2 protein-coding genes are annotated in these 1984 nt (G+C 40.1%); both read right to left on the bottom strand.

Translation table 11 applies throughout. The annotated features are described in order from the left end of the window. Positions 1–605 (bottom strand): MFS transporter (locus BZG81_RS15350; RefSeq protein WP_131826444.1); only part of this gene is annotated, 605 nt, incomplete at its 3' end. Between the two features lie 24 nt (positions 606–629). Beyond that, the gene (locus BZG81_RS15355) at positions 630–1913 is read right to left on the bottom strand and encodes an MFS transporter (protein WP_077677814.1); all 1284 of its coding nucleotides are present in this window, start codon (positions 1911–1913) and stop codon (positions 630–632) included. Between the last annotated feature and the right edge of the window lie 71 nt (positions 1914–1984).

A 1984-nucleotide genomic window follows, 5' to 3' on the forward strand; every position in this document is an offset into this window, starting at 1 on the left:
TTATTATTTAGATCACAAGTAAATACTTTATCTATCTTGGGAAAGTCTCTATCTCTTTTAACTGAAAACCAAAGAACAAAAAATAAAACAAAAACCAGCGGTATATACAAAAGCGGATATAAATAAAAACAACCCTGACTTATACCACTTTGAGAAAACAAAAGCCCTATAAAGAATGAGAATGAAAAACCAATGCCACCAATACTATCAGCGTAAGTAATTCTAGATACTGCATCACGCTGACTAAATCGCAACACCATAAATCGCATTACTGTGACTGAACTACCAGATGCTAAGCCTGTCAAGCTAGAAACTGCCAACAACATAATATAATTTTCGCTAGGAAAGAGTATAATAGCAGCCATCCATAAACATGGTAAAATGAGGAGAAGTGTAGAAATTAGCAACCAATTAATCACACCAAAAATTGTCGCTAGAAAATCCCAAAGAATTCGAGACAAACTACTTCCCAAAAAACAAAACAAGATCAGGATAAGCTTCGAAATGAATGTTAGGTTATACCCATAGTCTGGAAGATTAAAGACAACAACGGGCCAGGATCCCCATACAAGGAAGGAGATAAATAAATGCATAATGGTTACCATCTCTATCTCCTTTTCATTCCTTTTTTATTCGGTTAGTTCTGGAAGGTCATTTTCAGTTCTTCCTGATCGCCATTCTTTGCTTTCAGATTTTCTAATCGCAAAATGCATCCAGGTTAACGCCAAACTGCATAATACAAAGAGCAACATAAAGCATGTTTGCCAGACTCCAACTAGATCATTTAACATGCCAAATGTCAGAGGAAGAAAGAAGCCACCAAGCCCGCCAACCATACCAACAGCACCACTTACAACACCCACATTATTGGGATAATAAACAGGGATATGTTTAAAAACTGCCGCTTTTCCTAAAGACATGAAAAAACCTAGCACGATACAGATTACAGCAAATTGATAGACGTTAGTTTCTAATGAGAAATTAATAACACCTCGTATTCCCTCAACACTGTAATGTGTATTGGGATAACTAAGAATAAAGGTGCAGACTACTGATGCGATAAACGTCCAGTACATCACTTTACGAGCACCATACCTGTCCGATAATATTCCACCAAGTATTCTAAACAATGAACCTGGAACCGTGTAAAGCCCTGCTATCAAGCCTGCTTGAGCCAAGGACACATCAAATACACCGATTGTATATTGGGGTAACCATAGTGCTAATGCCACAAAGGCGCCGAAAACAAAAAAGTAGTACAAGGAGAATCGCCAGACCCTCACCTCTTTCAAAGGCTGGAGCTGGCTATATATAGATACTTGCTCTCGCGGTGTTTCTCTTCGTTCGTTTTTTGCGAGAAAAAAAAATCCAACTCCTGCTGTAGCCAAAATAATTGCATAAACTTGTACTGCACTGCGCCAGTCCATGATCAGTAAGAGCATTGGCATACAGAGCGAGGTCACAGAAGAGCCGACATTTCCCGCGCCAAATATCCCTAGAGCTGTGCCTTGTTGATTTTTCTTAAACCAAGCCGATACGTATGCCACACCAACAACGAAGCTACCGCCTGCCAATCCAATACCCAGTGCGCAAAGCAACAGTAAGTAGTAACTGTGAGATAAACTCAGCAACCATGCAGAACCGGACGACAGGAGCATGACAACCGCAAAAACAGTACGGCCCCCAAAGAAGTCAGACGCGATTCCCAAAAACAATCGACTGACTGAACCTGTGAGAATCGGTGTCGCCATTAACAGCCCCAGTTCCGTACTAGAAAGATGAAACTCTTCCGCTATTTTTACACCCAAGATGGAAAATATCGTCCACATGGCAAAGCAAAGCGTAAACGAAAATGTTGACATTCCCAAAGCAAATTTCTGTTGCGCCTTTGAACTATCGACTGCCTGTACCATATGGTTTTCCTCCGACTTATAGTTAAATACAACTTATAAGATAAAGAAGGAAACCTCCATACACTTAAAGT

The sequence above is a fragment of the Salinivibrio sp. MA607 genome, from assembly GCF_001996245.1.
Taxonomy (GTDB): domain Bacteria; phylum Pseudomonadota; class Gammaproteobacteria; order Enterobacterales; family Vibrionaceae; genus Salinivibrio; species Salinivibrio costicola.

Excerpts from the sequence above, each read along its gene's own strand:
- BZG81_RS15355 (WP_077677814.1), bottom strand. The coding sequence starts at position 1,913 with ATGGTACAGGCAGTCGATAGTTCAAAGGCGCAACAGAAATTTGCTTTG.